Source organism: Acidimicrobiia bacterium, from assembly GCA_036271555.1.
Lineage (GTDB): Bacteria > Actinomycetota > Acidimicrobiia > IMCC26256 > PALSA-610 > DATBAK01.
The window spans coordinates 190,496-205,775 of sequence record DATBAK010000010.1 but is presented as its reverse complement, the minus strand read 5'-3'; the positions used below and the strand labels follow the sequence as shown (position 1 = coordinate 205,775).

General features: G+C 71.3%; 13 protein-coding genes. 9 read left to right on the top strand and 4 right to left on the bottom strand.

Annotated elements, in window-relative coordinates; translation table 11 throughout:
* Window positions 1-15: 15 nt before the first annotated feature.
* Window positions 16-1,203 carry a D-alanyl-D-alanine carboxypeptidase/D-alanyl-D-alanine-endopeptidase gene (gene dacB / locus VH914_04470; GenBank protein ID HEX4490443.1) on the bottom strand — a complete coding sequence of 396 codons (1,188 nt, stop codon included), beginning with the start codon at window positions 1,201-1,203 and terminating at the stop codon, window positions 16-18.
* 37 nt (window positions 1,204-1,240) lie between these two features.
* On the opposite strand from dacB, the gene VH914_04465 reads away from it, so the two are divergent.
* Window positions 1,241-1,417: a hypothetical protein gene (locus tag VH914_04465; protein HEX4490442.1), complete on the top strand. Its 177-nt coding sequence runs from the start codon at window positions 1,241-1,243 to the stop codon at window positions 1,415-1,417.
* Between the two features lie 46 nt (window positions 1,418-1,463).
* Here VH914_04465 and VH914_04460 read toward each other — a convergent pair whose 3' ends face one another.
* Together VH914_04460 and VH914_04455 are read right to left on the bottom strand one after the other, a co-directional pair.
* The gene (locus tag VH914_04460; protein HEX4490441.1) at window positions 1,464-3,638 is read right to left on the bottom strand and encodes an acetate--CoA ligase family protein; all 2,175 of its coding nucleotides are present in this window, start codon (window positions 3,636-3,638) and stop codon (window positions 1,464-1,466) included.
* 27 nt (window positions 3,639-3,665) lie between these two features.
* Entirely contained in the window at window positions 3,666-4,847 is a 1,182-nt protein-coding gene (locus VH914_04455; protein ID HEX4490440.1) for a DUF222 domain-containing protein, read from the bottom strand.
* 345 nt (window positions 4,848-5,192) lie between these two features.
* Between VH914_04455 and VH914_04450 the strand changes: the two genes are divergently transcribed.
* Complete coding sequence (locus VH914_04450) at window positions 5,193-5,891, top strand: class I SAM-dependent methyltransferase (GenBank protein HEX4490439.1); 699 nt, start codon at window positions 5,193-5,195, stop codon at window positions 5,889-5,891.
* A 178-nt stretch (window positions 5,892-6,069) separates the two neighbouring features.
* Window positions 6,070-6,252, top strand: a complete 183-nt coding sequence (locus VH914_04445) for a hypothetical protein (GenBank protein ID HEX4490438.1) — start codon at window positions 6,070-6,072, stop codon at window positions 6,250-6,252.
* 140 nt (window positions 6,253-6,392) lie between these two features.
* Here VH914_04445 and VH914_04440 read toward each other — a convergent pair whose 3' ends face one another.
* Window positions 6,393-7,949 (bottom strand): AMP-binding protein, encoded by a 1,557-nt coding sequence (locus tag VH914_04440; GenBank protein ID HEX4490437.1) that lies wholly within the window; start codon window positions 7,947-7,949, stop codon window positions 6,393-6,395.
* A gap of 39 nt (window positions 7,950-7,988) precedes the next feature.
* On the opposite strand from VH914_04440, the gene VH914_04435 reads away from it, so the two are divergent.
* The 6 genes from VH914_04435 to tkt all read left to right on the top strand — a co-directional run bounded on the left by VH914_04435 (window position 7,989) and on the right by tkt (window position 15,201).
* A complete protein-coding gene (locus VH914_04435) occupies window positions 7,989-9,593 on the top strand; it encodes a protein O-GlcNAcase (protein ID HEX4490436.1) in 1,605 nt (534 codons plus the stop codon).
* Window positions 9,590-10,345: a glycosyltransferase family 2 protein gene (locus VH914_04430; protein HEX4490435.1), complete on the top strand. Its 756-nt coding sequence runs from the start codon at window positions 9,590-9,592 to the stop codon at window positions 10,343-10,345. Before VH914_04435 ends, VH914_04430 begins: the two co-directional genes overlap by 4 nt.
* On the top strand, window positions 10,342-11,445 hold the full coding sequence (locus VH914_04425; GenBank protein ID HEX4490434.1) for an amidohydrolase family protein: 1,104 nt from the start codon (window positions 10,342-10,344) through the stop codon (window positions 11,443-11,445). The genes VH914_04430 and VH914_04425 overlap by 4 nt, the downstream gene beginning before the upstream one ends.
* Before the next feature lie 123 nt (window positions 11,446-11,568).
* A complete protein-coding gene (locus tag VH914_04420) occupies window positions 11,569-11,952 on the top strand; it encodes a hypothetical protein (GenBank protein HEX4490433.1) in 384 nt (127 codons plus the stop codon).
* A 13-nt stretch (window positions 11,953-11,965) separates the two neighbouring features.
* Complete coding sequence (locus VH914_04415) at window positions 11,966-13,111, top strand: FIST N-terminal domain-containing protein (GenBank protein ID HEX4490432.1); 1,146 nt, start codon at window positions 11,966-11,968, stop codon at window positions 13,109-13,111.
* Between the two features lie 65 nt (window positions 13,112-13,176).
* Window positions 13,177-15,201 carry a transketolase gene (gene tkt / locus VH914_04410; protein HEX4490431.1) on the top strand — a complete coding sequence of 675 codons (2,025 nt, stop codon included), beginning with the start codon at window positions 13,177-13,179 and terminating at the stop codon, window positions 15,199-15,201.
* The last annotated feature ends 79 nt before the right edge of the window (window positions 15,202-15,280 follow it).

Below are 15,280 nucleotides of genomic sequence, written 5' to 3'. Positions count from 1 at the left end.
AGCAGTCTCGCGCGGTCAGGCTAGGGGCGCAGGGACGAGCGCAGCAGGATCGGGCACCACCGGATAGCTCGCGACCAGGTGCGCGACATCGTCCTGGAGCGAATCGCCGCCCGCAGTCGAGAAATCGCCGTTGGCGATGAACGCGAACGTCAGCGGGCCGTCAGCGGTCGGCACGACGCCCGCGAGGCCGACGACGCCGTCGATGTGTCCGGTCTTCGCGCGCAGCTTTCCGGCGAGTGGATCGCCGAGGAAGCGCGCCGCGAGCGTGCCCGTCTGTGCCGCGATTGGCAGCCCGTCGCGCAGCGCGCGGGTTGCGGGCCGCGCGCCGAGGTTCACCGCGGCGAGCAGCGCCGGACACGTGACGCGATCGTTCGGCGAGAGACCGGAGCCGTCGACGAGTTGCACCCCCGCGGTCGGGACGCCGAGTCGCTGCAGCGTCGCGACCACGGCGCGCAGACCCGTGCTCGTGGTGCCCTCGTGCCCGACTGCGACACCGACCGAGCGCACGAGCATCTCGGCGGTGTAGTTGTCGCTGACCGTGAGCATGTTCTCGACGATCTTGTCGAGGCGGGGTGATTGCACGCGTGCGAGCACGTGCGCGGCCGGCGGTTGGGAGCCACGCGTCGTGGAGCCGTCGACGGTGACGTCGTGCGAGGCGAGGAGCGGGTCGAGCGCGTTGGCCGTGAGCAGCGCGGGATCGTCGGCGGGTGCGCCGTTCTCGGCGCGACCTTCGTCGACGGTCAGCGCGCCGAGCGGACCGATGTCGGAACGCTCGCTCGGCTTCAGCGACGGGAGGTAACGCACCGTGTCGAAGCGGCCGTCGTCGGCGACGATCGCGCCGTCGACCTGGTGCACGCCCGCACGCGCGAGCGCGGACGCGAGGTCGTCGAGGTCGGTCGTCGGCGCGGACGCGGTCTGCGGTGTCGCGCCGAGCTGCGCGCGGCGCGCCGGAGTCGCCAGCACCGGGTCGCCGCCGCCGACCAGGTAGACGTCGCCGTGCACGACGCCGTCGGAGACGCGCGCGGTCGTCGTGATCTCGGTCGTGAAGGTGTGGTTCGCGCCGAGAACCGCGAGCGCGGCCGCGCCGGTGAGGAGCTTCTCGGTCGACGCGGGCGCGAGGGCGAGCGCGGGCGCGACGCGTGCAAGCGACCCGCCGGGGCCGTCGACCGCGACGCAGCGGCCGGGCGCCGCGAACCCGGCGATGACCCCGGAGAAGCGCTGACCGACGGCTGCGGTCTCGATGGCGACGGGGATGCGGCGCGGCGACCAGAGCGGCGTCGCGATCGGCTGCGACTGGATTCCGCCGGTCGCGGCCGACGATCGGTGCGCCGACGAGACGACCGAGACCGCGAGCGCGATCGCGAGGGCGATGAGCAGTGTTCCCGTCGCGGTGAAGGTGCGCCGCAGCCGGCGGTAACGCTGCGCGAGATGGCGACCGTGGCGCCCGCCCGGTTCGCCCGGGATCAGTGTGTGACTCCGGCAGTGTCGGAATGACGCGCTCGGAACCGCGCGTCGAGCCAGAGCAGCTCGAGCGCGCGGACGGCGCGGTCGGCCGACGCGTACGCGACGCGACCGCTCGCGCGCACGGCCGCGGGACCCGCGTTCTCCGGGTCCGCGATCGCGAGCTCCGTCGCGGTGAGGATCGGCTTGCCGGTCGTGCTCGAGATCTCGGCCGCCGCGGCGGCGAAGCGCGCGTCCTGGCGCTCGTGATAAGCGACGATGCGTTCGAGACCGTGGTCGGGGAAGAAGCCGCCCTCGCGCAGCAGCCGCGCCTGGTTCGACTGGATGCCGAGCCCGAGATAGATGATCGCGTCGACCGCGTCGTGCTCGGCGACCAGCGCGAGCACCTCGGGGATCGTGTCGCGCGTCTCGCCGCCCGCGAGGTCGATCGGATTGTTGCGGCTCCAGCGGGGCGGGAGCTTGCCGTCGATCGCGTCGCGCAGATCGTCCGGCAGCGCGACGAGCTCGAGCGCGGAGCGGGAGATCGCGTCGGCGGTCACGACACCCCAGCCGCCCGCGGTCGTGATGACGATCGTGCGCGGACCGCGCGGTCGGGGTTGCGTCGCGAACGTCGCCGCGGCTTCGAACGCCTCTTCAACCGTCGCCGCGCGCGTGATGCCGGCTTGGCGGCACGCGCCGTCGAACACCGCGGTGTCGGTCGCGAGGGAGCCGGTGTGCGACGCGGCCGCGCGCGAGCCGCCCGCGGTGGTGCCGCCCTTGAGCACGACGAGCGGCTGCCGTTGCGCGATCGAACGGAGCCGTTCGAAGAGCGCGCGCCCGTCGCCGACGCCTTCGAGGTACGCGAGACCGACGTTCGTGTCGGGATCGTCGGCGTAGAAGTCGAGATAGTCGGCGACCGAGACCGCGGCCGCGTTGCCGGCCGATACCGCGCGACTGATGCCGACGCCCGTGAAACGCGCGTAGTTGAGGAACGACGACACGAAGTTGCCCGACTGGCTCGCGACGCCGATCGAGCCCCGCGGCGGATAGGGCGCGACGATCTGTGCGCACAACGACGCGGGTGTCGACACCACACCCTGGCCGTTCGGGCCCGCGAGGAGGATGCCGAGCTCGTCGGCGAGCGCGACGAGCTCGTCCTCCGCGGCCCGTCCGTCGGCCCCGGCTTCGCGATAGCCCGCGGACGTGACGAACGCGGCGCGTACGCCGCGGCGCGCGCACGCGCGCAACAACTCGGGATTCGCGCCCGCGGGCGTGCACACGACGGCGAGGTCGTACGTGTCGGCCGGCAGGTCGTCGACGCTCCTGACGGTGTGGATGCCGAGCACGGTGCCGCCGTCGAGATTCGTCGCCGCGACCGCGCCTCGATATCCCGACGCGAGGACGTTGTGCAGCGCGACGAAGCCGAACTTGCCGGGATGCGACGACGCGCCGGCGACGATCACGCCGCGCGGCTCGAACAGCGCGCGGAACTCCTCGTCGCTCGGTCGCGGTCGGCTCGGCGTCGCGTCGCCGGGGCCGGCCGCAGGCCCGGCCGGGCCGCCGATCTCGACGAGCGCGTCGACCGCGACGGGCATCCCGTCGGCGACGAGGATCGGGTTCACGTCGACGGACACGATGTCGGGCCGCTCGTCGACGACCTTCGACAGACCGACGAGCACGCGCGCGAGCGCGTCGCGATCGACCGCGGGCTCGCCGCGGAACCGCTCGAGCAGCTTCTGCGTCGCGAGGTCGTCGATCATGTCGTGCGCGTCGCGCAACGTGATGGGTGTGAGCCGGAACACGACGTCGCCGATCGCCTCCGCGAGCACGCCGCCGACTCCGAGCATCACGCACGGCCCGAACTGGGGGTCGCGCAGGAGCCCGGCGATGAGCTCGCGCGTTGCCCGCACCATCGGTGCGACGAGCACCTCGACCGGACCGTCGTCGGGACGCGCCGCCGCGAGCAGCTCCGTCGCCGCCGTGCGCACCGCGGTCGCGTCCGCGAGCCCGAGCCGCACGAGCCCGCGCTCGGTCTTGTGCGCGATCGTGTCGCCGCAGAGCTTGGCGACGACCGGATAGCCGATCGCGTCGGCCGCCACGACCGCGCCGTCGACATCGGGTGCGGTGCGCTCGTCGAGCACCGGCACGCCGGCGCGCGCGATCAGGGCCTTGGATGCACTTTCAGAGAGCGTGGGCATCGAGTCGCGGAGCGTATCGGCCGACCATCAGTTCCGAGCGCGTGCGATGCCGGCGTTCCGGGTGGCGCCCAAGATCTCGCCGTCGGGTTTGAACACTGTGAACGTCACCCCGTCGAAGGTGGTCCGCCACCCTCTTCGGTGGATCAGGTGATGGTGGTACGGACACAGCAGCACGAGGTTCGCGACCTTCGTCTCGCCGCCTTCCATCCACGCGCGCACGTGATGCAGGTCGGACCAGCTCGGTCTCCGGTCACACCCGGGGAACCGGCAGCAGCGATCCCGCGCGGTCACCGCCCGTCGCATCGCTTTCGTCGGATTGTGCGCCAACCGGCCGATGTCGAGCGGGCGGCACTTCGGATCGGTGATGATCCGCTCGATCCGCGCGTCGCACAGCAGCGCGGCGAGATCGGCCGGACTCAGCGACGGGCCGATCCCGCTCGCGCTCGGCAATCCGGCGCGGATCGTGTCCCACGTCTCGACGATGCTCACGTGCGGTCGCTCGCCGCCTTCGACCGGCAGATCCTTGTGATCGAGCCAGAAGCGCGCGATGCGCACGAGCCCGTCGGCGCGCAGCTTCACCGGCGAGCGGAGATCGCCCGCGGTCGGCTCGTCGGTCGCAGAACGCAGCGCGTCGTCGACGGTCGTGCCGGCGAGATCGTCGAGGTCGCCGTTCGTGACCCACCGGTCGCCGACCTTGGAGTGACGCAGCCCGTTCAGATCGGACGGCTCGCGATCATCCAACGCGTCGGCGCATCGACGCGCGTACGCGATCGACGCGTTCAAGCTGCGCCAGTCGTTCGTCGCCGCGAAGTCGACGAGGGTCTCCTCGATCTCGAGATACGCGCCCTCATGCCCTGCGGGTACGGCGCGACAGATCGCACGCGCCGCGTGCGCGGACATCTCGCCCTGTGCCCACGCCTTCCCGGTCAAGCGCAGCGACTCGCAGGCCAGGCTCGCGTTCAACGCGTCGCGCGCATCGCGCGCAGGCAGGCCGGTCTGGTGCTGCGCCCACATCGGCGTCGAGACGGCGCCCACCGCATCCGGTATCCCCCGCCGATGGATCACCGCCAGCAGCTGCGCCCGACGATGCTCCAATCGATCCAACTCGCGGCACAACCCGACGAACTCGTCGCGAACTGCGGCGTCGCACAGCTCTTCGAGCTCGGCATCGACGACGAGATCGACTGCGGAAGTCAGGCCCTGCAACACTCCCTCATCATACCGAACACACGTTCGTGCGGCAAGTAAAACCTCAATGTTTATCGGCTCGATGTGGCCTCGCGCATCGCGCTCGGTTCGAAGTCCCCGCTGGCCCGGCTCTCGATCGGCGAGCTGCAGCGCGCCTCCCACTGAACGGTCGGGTGCATAGCCTTAACAGGTCGGCGTCGTCACCACTGACGACCAGCTGCTCGCTGCGTCAGGAGGCGTCCCTGTCGGTGTTCCGTACCGCCGACCTCGGCGCGGCGCGGCTTCGAGACACGTCGTGGACCCCACCGATCTGCCGCTCGGAGCGTCATCGACGATGCGGGTAATCGCGGTCGGTATTGTCGCGTCGTGGGTGACATTCAGGAGCGCTTCGACGCGTTGCGACCGTGGTACACGCGGTTCACGGTCGATGGGAAGCACTATGGCGGCGACGCTTCCTACGATGACGACGCTCGCGTCGCGCTCTTCTACGCGTGGTTCGCGCGACCAGCGACGATTCTGGAGCTCGGATCGCTCGAAGGCGGCCATTCCGTGCAGCTCGCTGCGCCCGGCTTCGTTGAGCGTCTCGTCGGCGTCGAAGCGCGTGCCGGCAACATCGCACGCGCCAAGCTCGCAGCGGAGCTTCTCGGTCGCGGGAACATCGAGTTCCGGCAGGCCGATCTCGAACGCGCGCTGCTCGATCCTTTCGGCGCCTTCGACGCCGTGTTCTGTGGCGGCTTGCTCTACCACCTCATGCGGCCATGGCACCTCCTCGAGGAGGTCGGCAAGGTCACCGACCAATTCTTTCTCGACACGCAGGTCAGCGCGACCGAGGACGCGACGTTCGAGGGCTACGTCGGCTGCTGGTATGCCGAGCAACCGGATCAACCGACGCGACACACCGACACCGACACGCTGTCCGGCTTGTCCGACGCGTCTTTCTGGCTGACGCTGCCATGCCTCGTCGACACTCTTCGGCGTATCGGCTTCGTCGTGAAGGAGCAGCGGCTGACTGAGAACTGGGACGGCTACGGACCTCGTGTTCAGCTCGGGCTCATCCGTACCTGACGGCTGTCCGCGGCGCTTCGTCGAACACTCCAGTCCAGACCCGATGAGTGGAAGGCACACGCTGCTGCCGCTCGGCGCGACGCGTCAGATTGACGATTCGATAACCATGGTCAGACTGGGCGGCATGCCTACGACGGCGAGAGGCCGGGGAGCGGCTCCGCCGCGACGACCGCGGAACGTGACGGAGAAGCTCGGCGCGGCGATCTTCGTGCTCGGCATATTGCTCGCGGGGTTCATGGTCGGCGTGTACTCCGAGCCGACGCATCCCGGCCGGTTCGCCCCTGGATTCATCGTCGCCGGCGTGGGTCTGCTGCTCTGGCTCGTGGGAAACCGGTGGCCCCGACGCTCGAAGTCGCGGTGATGCCGAGGCACACGAAGATGCCGACGGATCCGAGCCGGCCGGTGACCGCGGTCATCTCGTCGACCCGTCGCACTTTGCGACCGTGAGTGCCCGAACGGGACATCGATTGTCGCAAGGTGCGGGCCGTTCCTCCTGACTGCTCAGACCTTGCTGCGGCCCTGCCAGTACTCGTCGCGCAGCACGCGCTTGAGCAGCTTGCCGGAATCGGTGCGGGGCAGCGAGTCGCGCAGCTCGTACGCGCGCGGACGTTTGTAGCCACCGAGTCGTTCCTCCGCGAACGCGCGCAGCTCCTCGAGGTCGATCGTCGTGCCCGCCTTCGCCTGCACGATCGCGTGCACGCGCTCGCCCCATTCGTCGTCGGGGATGCCGAACACCGCGACGTCGAGCACGTACGGGTGGCCGTAGAGCACGGCCTCGATCTCGGCGGGATAGATGTTCACGCCGCCCGAGATGATCATGTCCTTCTTGCGGTCGCAGATGTAGACGAACCCTTCGTCGTCGAGGTACGCGATGTCGCCGACCGACTTCCACTCACTGCCCGCGATCTCGGTGAGCTGCTCGGCGGTGCGGTGGTAGCCGTCCATCGCGAGAGTGGTGCGGACGAAGAGCTCGCCGGGCTCGCCGAGGTCGCAGTTCGTGCCGTCGTCGCGCACCGCACGCAGCTCGATGCCGCCGTAGGGCTTGCCGCACGAACCCGGCTTGCGAAGCTGATCCTCGGGCTTCAGCACGGTGTCGACGCCGAGCTCGGTGGAGCCGTACACCTCGAAGAGGAACGTCGTGCCGAGCTTCTCGAAGACTTCCTCCTTCAACGCGTACGGCACCGGCGCCGCGTTCGCGATGAGCGTGATCATGCTGCTCATGTCGGCCTTCGCGAGCTCTTCGGCCGGAAGGCTCACGATGCGCTTCACCTGTGTGGGCGCGGAGAAGGTGTTCGTGACGCGGTGCTCGCGTACGAGGCGGATCCACGCGACGGGATCGAACTTGCGGAGCACGACGATCGGCGCGCCGAGGGTGTGCGAGAGCGACGCGAAGGCGAGCGGGCCCGAGTGGTACAGCGGGCCGGTCGTGAGGTGGACAGCGTGCTCGTGCAGCAGGTTCAGCTCCGCGAGGAGCGCGAACACGAGCGCGCGGTCGGTCGACGTGCGCAACGCGCCCTTCGGCTTTCCGGTCGTGCCCGACGTGTAGATCATCTGCGCGCCGGCTTCGGACGCGGCGACCGGCGGCGGCTCGGCGTCGGATTGCCCCGCGAGCACCGCGTCCCAGTCTTCGAAGCCCTCGGGAGTCGGGCCGCCGAAGCTCACGAAATGGCGGACTTTGCCGAGCTCGCCGCGCACCGACGCCGCGAGCGGCGCGAACTCCGCGTCGGCGACGACGAGCGTCGCGTCGGAGTTGTCGATGACGTAGGCCATCTCCTCCGCGTTGAAGCGATACGACAGCGGCACCGCGACGAGCCCGAGCTTGCGCGCCGCGTGGATCGTCGCGATCACCTCGAGCGAGTTCGGGCCGCACCAGACGAGCCGTTGACCGCGCTGCGCGCCGCGTGCGAGCAGACCGTTCGCGAGCCGGTTCACCATCGCGTTCAGCGCCGCGAACGTCGTCGTCGACGCGCGTGCACCACCGCTGCCGTCGACGATCACCGCGACCGCGTCGCCCTGGTTCTCGGCATGGACCGCGAGCACGTCGGGCGCGGCGTTCATTCGATCAACCCCCCTGGAGGCGGCCGGTAGCCTACCGCCGTGCCCCGTGACTTCCGCCTGCGCGGAATCGTCGAGGGCTTCTACGGCCCTCCGTGGACGCACGAGGCACGCCGTGAAGTCCTTTCGTTCCTCGCGCCGCGAGGGATGAACGCGTACGTGTACGCGCCGAAGGACGATCCGTTCCATCGCGCGCGCTGGCGCGAGCCGTATCCCTACGACGAGCAGCGCGCGCTCGGCGAGCTCGCGTCGTTCGCGCGCGCGCTCGGCGTGCAGTTCGGGTTCGCGATCTCGCCCGGCCTCGATATCGACTACGAGTCGCCGTCGGATCGCGAGCAGCTCGAAGCGAAGCTCTCGCCGCTGCTCGACGCGGGCGTCGAGTGGGTCGTGCTCGCGCTCGACGACATTCCGCTCGCTCCCGACCTCGCGCCGCGCCAGGCTGCGCTCACGACATGGTTGTACGGCTGGTTGCGCGATCGCCGCGCGGCCGCGCAGCTGACGGTGTGTCCGACCGAGTACGTCGGCACGCGCCCGTCGCCCTATCTCGGCGAGCTCGCGGCCGGCGTGCCCGACGCCGTGTCGTTGCTCTGGACCGGTCCGACCGTGTGCTCCCCCACGATCACCGAGGCCGACGCCGCTGCGTGGACCGCGGCCGTCGCGCCGCACGCGGTCATCCTCTGGGACAACTATCCGGTCAACGACGGGACGATGAGCGCGCGGCTGCACCTCGGCCCGTACGAAGGGCGCGCGCCTGCGCTCGCGGACCGGCTCGGCGGCGTGCTGCTCAACCCGATGACGCAGCCGCACGCCTCTCTGGTCGCGCTCGCGAGCGCGATGGCGTTCCTGTGCGATCCCGATGCGTGCGATGCCGACGCGGGATGGGAGGCGGCGATCGCGGCCGTCGGCGGTGATCGGCACGACTCGTTGCGGGTCCTCGCGCACGCCTGCGCCGACGGGCCGCTGCGTGCACCCGCTGCGCTCGAGCTCGCGACGCTGGTGACCGCGCTCGACGAGGAGGCCGAGGGCCCGGGCTGGGCGAGCGCGGCGCGTGCGTTGAGCGCCGCGCTGCGGGCAACAAAGGCGGCGCTGACCGACTGGCCGGCGACCGACGCGCTCGCCGAGGAGGTCGCGGCGTGGGTAGCCGCCGGCGGTCGTGAGGTCGCGGCCGCGCTCGCGGCGGTGCGATTGCTCCAGGGCACCCGGCCGGTCGGCGTCATCGAGGCCGACGGCACCGGTCGCGCCGCGGCGCCCGACGCGGAGGCCCTGCTCCAGCTCGTGTTCGGGCTCGTGTTCGCGTGGTCCGGCGCTCGGGCCAATCGCGAGGTGGTGTTCGGCCCGCGGTTCGTGATCTATCCCGCGGTGGTGCAGACCGAGGACGGCCGTCCCGCCGTCGACGTCGGCATGACGCTGTGGGAGGACGCGAACGTGGTCGACTGGTTGTCCCGCATCGCGCTCCGGGAGTACGAGCGCTGGCGGGAAGCAGCCGACGAGACGGTACGGGTGATGGTCGACGGGAACGAGCGGGCGGTCGCGGCGGACGGGACCTTCGACGGGCGCGGCGCGATGGCGCTGCTGCGGTCGGGGCGCCTCGTGACGCGCGTGCGTCCCGGCGAAGAGCTCCCGATGCGCGATCGGCGTCTGCCGTGAGCGATCAGCCGGCGGCGGACGACGGCGAGGCGTTGCCGATCGCGATCAGTGTCGTCATGCCCGCGTACAACGAGGCGACGATCATCGAGCAGTCGCTCGCGACGGTGCTCGGCGGGATGCGCGGCTCCGGCGAGCGCTTCGAGGTCGTCGTCGTCGAGAACGGGTCGACCGACGACACGGAGGAGCGCGCCGGCAAGGTCGCAGCCGACGAGCCCGAGGTGCGCGTGATCCACCTCGCGACCGCCGACTACGGCGAAGCGTTGCGCGCCGGCTTGCTCTCCGCGCTCGGCGAGGTCGTCGTGAACTTCGACTGCGACTACTACGACGTCGCGTTCGTTCAGCAGGCGTTGGCCCGGCTGCGCGACGCGGACTCGCCGGCGACGATCGTCGTCGGCTCGAAGCGCGCGCCGGGCGCCGAGGACCGCCGGAGTTGGACCCGGCGCATGGTGACCGCGACGTTCTCGACCATGCTGCGCGTCGGCTTCGGTCTCACGGTGAGCGACACGCACGGCATGAAGGCGTTGCGGCGCGCGCCGTTGCTGCCCGTCGTCGCGCGCTGTCGCTTCGGGCGCGACCTCTTCGACACCGAGCTCATCCTGCGCGCCGAGCGAGCCGGTCTCGCGGTCGCCGAGATCCCGGTCGACGTCGAGGAGCTGCGGCCCGCGCGCACGCCGGTCGCGCGCCGCATCCCCCGCACGCTGTTCGGGCTCGCCCGCCTCTGGTTCGTGCTGCGGACGTCGCGTCGCGAATGACCGTCGTCGCGGGCGCGGGCATCGTCGCCGACGGGCTCGCGGTCGACTCGCCCGCGTGGGTCGAGCACGAAGACGGCGTCATCACCGCGGTCGGTGCGGGGCCGCGTGTGGGTGCCGACAGCGTCGACGGCGCGGTGCTCGTACCGGGCTTCGTCGACGTCCAGATCAACGGCGTCGGCGCGGTCGACTTCGCACGCGCCGACGTCGACGGGTGGCGCGCCGCGCTGCGCGTGCAGGCGCGCCACGGTGTGACGGCGTGCTGCCCGACGCTCGTATCGGCACCGCTCGCCTCGTACGTCGAGCCGCTGACGATCGCCGCGACGTTGCGCAACGCCACGCGTGAGCACGAGACGGCCGTCGTCGGAGTGCACCTCGAGGGCCCGTTCCTCGGCGGCGCGCCCGGCGCGCACGTGCTCGAGCACCTGCGTCCGGTCGACGAGCCGTGGCTGCGGGGTGTGCTCGACACCTTGCCCGGAGTCGTCCGCGTGGTGACGCTCGCACCCGAGGCCGACGAGGGATTGCGCGCGACTCGAATGCTGCACGACGCGGGCGTCGTGGTCGCGATCGGGCACAGCACCGCGACGTACGACGAGGCGCGCGCCGCAGCCGACGCCGGCGCGCGCCTCGTGACGCACCTTTTCAACGGGATGGGTCCGTTGCATCACCGTGAGCCGGGAGTGGCAGGCGCGGCGCTCGACGACCCGCGCCTCACGCCGTCGGTCATCGCCGACCTCGTGCACGTGCACCCCGCGGCACTGCGTGTCGCGATCGCGGCGAAGCGCTCGGTCGCGATCGTGACCGACGCGGTCGCCGTCGGCGGTTCGCTCGAATGGTCGGAGCGCGACGGCGCAGCCCGGCTCGCCGACGGCACGCTCGCGGGCGCGGTCGCGCCGATGGACGTGGCCGTGCGCAACGTCGTCGGGCTGGGCGTGCCGCTCGCCCGGGCGGTGGAGATGGCGGCGACGATCCCCTGCGAGGTACTGGGCCTTGCCGACCGGGGACGCCTCGAACCCGGCCGGCGCGCCGACTTCGTGGCCCTCGACCGCGAGACGCTCCAGGTCCGGGCGGTCTGGATCGAGGGCCGGCGCGTCGAGCTCTGAGGCGCCTCACGGCCCCGAGCGGCCGACGGCGGGAGCGGAGCGGGCGTCGAGACGCGCCAACGAGCGTACGAGTCGGCGACCCGGAGGGGAGCCGGCGCCGGCGCGAGCGAATAAGTTCGACGCATGGAGATCGTCGCCGCACTGTTCGTGGAGAACATCCAGTTCCGTCAGGTCGAGGGTCCGTCGACGCGCATCGACATCACGGGCGCGTTCTTCTCGACCCGCGCCACCGAGTTCCCCGCGCACCTCGCGCCGCACCTCGTCGTGCTCGTGCGAGTGCCGAAGGACGCGGCGAGCGGATCGGGCACGCTCGAGACGCGATTCGTCAACGAGGCCGGCGTCGAGGTCGGGCGCAACGTGCAGCCGTTCGAGGTCGAGCCGGGGAAGTTCGGCTACCGGCTCGTGAAGGGCGAGCTCGAGTACGAATCGCCGAGCACCATCGAGGCGCACTGCACGATCGCGGAGAGCGGCTCGTCGGTCGTCGTGCCCCTCACGGTGATCGCGTAGCCCGGAGCGCACCGTGACCTCCCGCTACGCGGCCGCGTTGTCGGTGCACCCCGTGGCGTTCGAAGCGGTCGGTGCGGTCGCGGGCGAGATCCTCGACCAGCTCGAGGGCGAGCGGCCCGATCTCGTCGTGTGCTTCGTGTCGCGCCACCACGTCCCCGCGTTCGCCGACATCGCGTCGGGCCTGCGCGCCATCCTCGAGCCCGACGTGCTCGTCGGTGCAACGGCGGTCGCAGTGGCCGGCGGTGCGCGCGAGATCGAGGACGAGCCCGGGATCACGGTGTGGGCCGCGAACTGGGGCGGCGGCCGGGCGAGCGGTTTCTCGCTCGACGTCCGGCGCGAGGGCGACGCGGTGCGCGTCGAAGGCTGGCCCGGCGACCTCGAGGCCGGGTCGACGGTGCTGTTCCTGGCCGATCCGTTCACGTTTCCCGTCGTCGAGCTGCTCGACCAGTGCAACGAGCTACTCCCGGGCGTGCACGTGATCGGCGGTCTCGCATCGGCCGGCGCGATGCCGGGCGGCAACCGTCTCGTCCTCGACGACCGTGTCGTGCCCGGCGGCGCGGTCGGTGTCGTGCTGTCGCCCGCGATTGGTGTGCGCACGATCGTGTCGCAGGGCTGCCGGCCGGTCGGCAGCCCCTTCACCGTGACGAAGGCCGAGGGCAACGTCGTGCACGAGCTCGGTGGGCAGCGCGCGATCGCGCGGCTCGAGGAGCTCGTCGCGCGCGCCGACGACCGCGATCGCGAGCTGCTCGCGCAGGGACTGCACGTCGGAGTGGTCGTCGACGAGCACAAGACCGAGTTCGAGCGCGGCGACTTCCTCGTGCGCGCGGTGCTCGCCGCGGACCAACGCAGCGGCGCGCTCACCATCGGCGACGACGTGGGCGTCGGCCAGGTGCTGCAGTTCCACGTGCGCGATTCCGATTCCGCGACCGACGACCTCGTCGCTGCGCTGGGCAGTCGTTGCGCGGGTGCCGGCCTGCTGTTCACGTGTACCGGGCGCGGTCGGCGGATGTTCGGAAGCCCGGATCACGACACCGGCGTCGTCGAGGAGCAGCTGGGACCAATGGCCCTCGCGGGCGCGTTCTGCGCGGGCGAGATCGGCCCCGTCGGCGGCCGCAACTTCCTGCACAGCTTCACCGCCAGCCTCGCGCTGTTCGACTGAGCCGAGGGTCCGTCGCGCACGCGAGGCGCGTTTAGTGTGGGACCGGTCGAGGAAAGGGCCATTCAGTGACCGATGCCGACCTGGAACAGCGGGCGATCAACGTCATCCGCGGGCTCTCGATGGACGCGGTGCAGCGCGCCGAGAACGGGCACCCGGGGACGCCGATGGCGCTCGCGCCGCTCGCGCACGTGCTCTTCACCCGCGTCATGACCTACGCGGCGAGCGACCCGGACTGGCCGGACCGCGACCACTTCGTCCTGTCCGCGGGCCACGCGTCGATGCTCCTGTACTCGATGTTGTACCTCTGTGGTTACGGCCTCGAGCTCGACGACCTCCGCAACTTCCGCCAGTGGGGTTCGCGCACACCCGGCCACCCCGAGCGCCTGCACACGCGCGGGGTCGAGGTCACGACGGGCCCGCTCGGGCAGGGCTTCGCGAACGGCATCGGCATGGCGATCGCGGAGCAGCACCTGCGCCAGCGCTTCGGACCCGAGGTCAGCAATCACCACGTGTTCGCGATCTGCAGCGACGGCGACCTCGAAGAGGGCATCAGCCACGAGTCCGCATCGCTCGCGGGCCACCTCGGACTCGGCCGGATCGTGTACGTCTACGACGACAACCACATCACGATCGACGGCCCGACCGAGCTCGCGTACACCGACGACGTGCCCAAGCGCTTCGAGGCGTACGGCTGGCACGTCGTGCAGCTCGGCGAAGCCGCCAACGACTGCGACGCGCTCGAGGGCGGACTGCGCGCGGGAATGGCGGAAGCGGATCGGCCGACGCTCGTCGTGCTGCGCAGCCACATCGGCTGGCCGTCGCCGAAGTACACCGACAGCGAGTTCGCGCACGGGAACGCGCTCGGCGCCGACGAGGTCGCGAAGGTGAAGGAGATCCTCGGGCTCCCGGCCGAAGACTTCTACGCGCCCGACGACGTGATCGAGCTGTACCGCGCCGCGGGCCGGCGCGGTCTCGTGCACCGTGACGAATGGCGCGACCGCGTGAAGGCGTGGAGCACCACGAACCCCGAGCGCGCGACGGAGTACGAGGCGTGCCTCACGGGCCGCGGGCTCGACGGCTGGGCCGCGAAGCTGCCGACCTGGCAGCCCGGTGAGTCGATCGCAACCCGCGCCGCGAGCGGCAAGGTGCTCACCGAGATCTACGACGTCGTGCCCGGGCTCGTCGGCGGTGGCGCCGACCTCTCCGGCAACACCGGCACGCTCGTGAAGAGCACGACCGCGATGACGACCGGCGATCTCAGCGGCCGGCTCATCCACTTCGGCGTGCGCGAGCACGCGATGGGTTCGGTCATGAACGGCATGGCCGTGTCGGGCACGATCCCGTTCGGTGGCACGTTCTTCGTCTTCTCCGACTACATGCGGCCCGCCGCGCGCCTCGCCGCGATCCAGCAGGCCAAGGTCGCGTTCGTGTGGACGCACGACTCGATCGGAGTCGGTCCCGACGGCCCGACCCACCAACCGGTCGAGCAGCTCGCGGCGATCCGCGCGATCCCGCAACTGCGCGTGATCCGTCCCGCCGACGCGAACGAGGTCGCGCAGGCGTGGCGTGCCCACATCGACGGCGCCGGCCCGACCGCGATGATCCTCTCGCGACAGTCGGTGTCGATCGTCGAGGGCACCGCGGAGCGCGCCGAGGCGGGCGTGGCGAGGGGCGCGTACGTGCTCGCCGACGAGCCCGACGCGAAGAAGCTCGACCTCGTGCTCGTCGGCACCGGTTCCGAGGTCGAGGTGTGCGCACGCGCACGGCGCGCGCTGCTCGACGAAGGACTGTCGGTGCGGCTCGTGTCGATGCCGTCGTGGGATCTCTTCGAGGCGCAGCCCGCCGATGCACGCGCCGAGGTGCTGCCGCCCGGCGCGCCGACGCTCGCGGTCGAGGCGGCCTCGTCGTTCGGCTGGTCGCGCTACGCCGACGAAGTCGTGTCGATCGACCGCTTCGGCGCGTCGGCTCCTGGCGATGTCGTGCTCGAACGGTTCGGCTTCACACCCGAGTACGTCGCCGACCGCGCCCGCGCGCTCCTCGGTCTCGCAGACCCCCCGCCCCCCATGCCGAACGAGGACGTCCCTGCATGAGTCCCACCAATCAGCCAGGCGCAGACCGCAGGCGCGGTCAGCGACGCGAGACCGCTCACCGTCAGGATCGAGCGCGGGA